Origin of the sequence: Burkholderia sp. DN3021 (assembly GCF_049805555.1) — a bacterium.
In the GTDB taxonomy this organism is placed as follows: domain Bacteria; phylum Pseudomonadota; class Gammaproteobacteria; order Burkholderiales; family Burkholderiaceae; genus Burkholderia; species Burkholderia pyrrocinia_C.
This window is the reverse complement of the sequence record NZ_JBNCAB010000200.1, coordinates 1-2,339: the sequence shown is the minus strand read 5'-3', so window position 1 is coordinate 2,339 and position 2,339 is coordinate 1. Positions and strand designations below refer to the sequence as shown.

The following is a 2,339-nucleotide window of genomic DNA, read 5'->3' as shown; positions in this document are numbered from 1 at the left end:
GCCGTCTACTGCTCACGTCGTGCCCATCCGATAGCATCGCGGCTCCCCGTCGTCGTCGACCTACGCTACGGTGCTGATCGAGTGCTTACGACCGCAGCGCCACTCGGGGAGTTTGTATAGCCCGTCGTAGCGGTCGCGGTGGAAAATACCGGCACATGCGTCTCATAAATCACCATGTTGCCATCGTCTTGCACGGCGAGATGCTGGTCATAAGACGTGCCGTAGGTAGACGACGACCAGAGTGCCTTGCCACCCGCGCCATAAACGACGAAATTTCCATCAAGCTGGAAAGCGGCATAGGCTCCCGAGTTTCCGGACGTTCCGGAATTCCACACTGCGACGCCATTCGCCATGTTGTAAAGCACGAGGTTGCCGTCATATTGCATGACGAGTTCATGGTTCCTGGACGGTGAATACAGTATTTGCCCCGGGTTCAGCGTTGTACCTTCGTTGATATTGCCGCCGTAGATCGGTGGCGTCGGAACGCACATTGCGGAATGCAATACGCTCACATTTGGGGTGCCCCAGCCAGTGACGAAGTCCCATCCCGGGCCCGCGCTGTATGCTCCGTTCGTACCGCTGGAAATATCGCGAAAAATGGACGGAGTTGTCGCTTGAAAGCCGTATAAGCTCGGTGGGGCGCATCCCCGGTTCCCCCCACAACTGCCGGAGAGGATGCGCGCCCATGTTGCGGCAAACAGGGGAGCAGCCAGACTCGTCCCGCCCCATTGCTGAAGTTGTCCCCCGACAATGATCAGCGCGCCACTGTTGGGATCCGCGTCAAACGCGAGATCCGGAATGCCGCGATAGGCTCGCCCATTGAGCGGAGACACGTTGGACTGCCACGAGGGAATGGGTTCAACGGCGCTGATGCCACCACCACCGGAGCCCCATGCTGTCTCGCCGGCATAGCTTCCGTCCGCGTTCGTGTACAGGGTTGTGCCGCCCAAGGCTACGACATAGGGCGAGCTGGCAGGATATTCCACCGAGGTTCCTGAGCAACCATAGGCAACGCTGCCTGAATCTCCAGTGCTGACGGAGAAAGTCTGCCTCTGAGCTACGGCCAGTTTGAGCAACTGATCGATTGACGCAGTGGGTGCCCAACTCTCGCATCCGCCGATCGACATGTTCACGACCCGAGCGGTATTGTCCGCCACGGCCCGGTTGATGGCGCTGGCCATATCGCTCCACGCAAAGGATGACGCAACGTAAAAATTGAGTTGTCTAACACCACCGGACATTCCGACGATGCTCTGGCTATCGAGCGACCATTCCGAGGTCGCACTCGTATCAGCGCTTGGCGTTCCAGCATTGATCACCGAAACGGGTACAGCGGGCAACCGGTTGTTATTTTCGAACGTAGTCAGGTCCGCAAGAGATTGCGACAGATTCCCTTCTGCAATGATGCCCACGGTGATGTTGCCGGCCGTCGGGGTGTTGCCCACCGAGTAGATGCCGGGAAAAGCCGTAGGGTTATGACCTGCCGCGACTGCCGCCGTTGTCGGCGATGCGCTTGTATTCGATCCACTCTCGCGGACGGTGGCCCGGACACCATGTGTATGCAAGCGGGTTGCCGTATCCAATCCTAAAACCGACCGAACAATGCCGCTGATGGCATCGGGCATCGTCTCGGCAGTAGTGTTTATATGCGTCTGACTGCCATCCGCCATTGCGACCGATACCAGTGTCGTACGGAACACGCCAGAAACCACATCGGCTGGCGCATCGGCTTCGACAAGCATATTGTTGCCAGCGGCCTTGATGTTCGTGAAGCCATTGCTTTGCAAATAGGCTTTCACGGCGGAAACCTGCCCGGTAGTAGGAGCGTACCTCGCAGCAACTTGTGCCGAACTCAGCACGGCTCCGAAGCTGGCGTTGCCTGGCGTCCTTGCTCGCTGCAGAAAACCATCCAATTCGGCTTCGTTGTTCAGCCTCAAAACTAACGCAACATGAATGGGCGCCGCAGCGCTCAACGGCATTGAACTCACAACATTCCCCGAAGCCCTCAATCCCGACAATTTGTACGCCTGCGCCGTCCCCGCCGTTGAATTGTCGCCATCCCCGCAGCCACCTAGCGCTAACGCCGCAAGCGCCACGATAAAAGATCCTGCAATATGCTTGGTTTTCATTGGATTGGTCTCAAATTTTGATTATTTATTAAACTTCTTACACCCCCGGCTTTAACAACCTATCGTCGGCAGCAACTTTTCGTTGGCTCCGATTATGCAACGCACGGAGGGAAAGAAAGGTAAGCGACTCAGCTGGGCCAGTCCCCCATTCGCGCGCGCGTGAGGCATGATGGTGATGGCGTGGTGGTATCCGTGTAAGTCACGGGGATC

Annotated in this window: 1 protein-coding gene; it reads right to left on the bottom strand. The window is 57.4% G+C overall.

What is annotated here, in order from left to right:
- Positions 1-65: 65 nt before the first annotated feature.
- Positions 66-2,129 (bottom strand): protease pro-enzyme activation domain-containing protein, encoded by a 2,064-nt coding sequence (locus tag ACPUER_RS36365; protein WP_425133532.1) that lies wholly within the window; start codon positions 2,127-2,129, stop codon positions 66-68.
- Positions 2,130-2,339 lie beyond the last annotated feature (210 nt).

Bases quoted from the DNA above. Each gene is read 5' to 3' on its own strand.
- ACPUER_RS36365 (WP_425133532.1), bottom strand. From the start codon at position 2,129: ATGAAAACCAAGCATATTGCAGGATCTTTTATCGTGGCGCTTGCGGCG.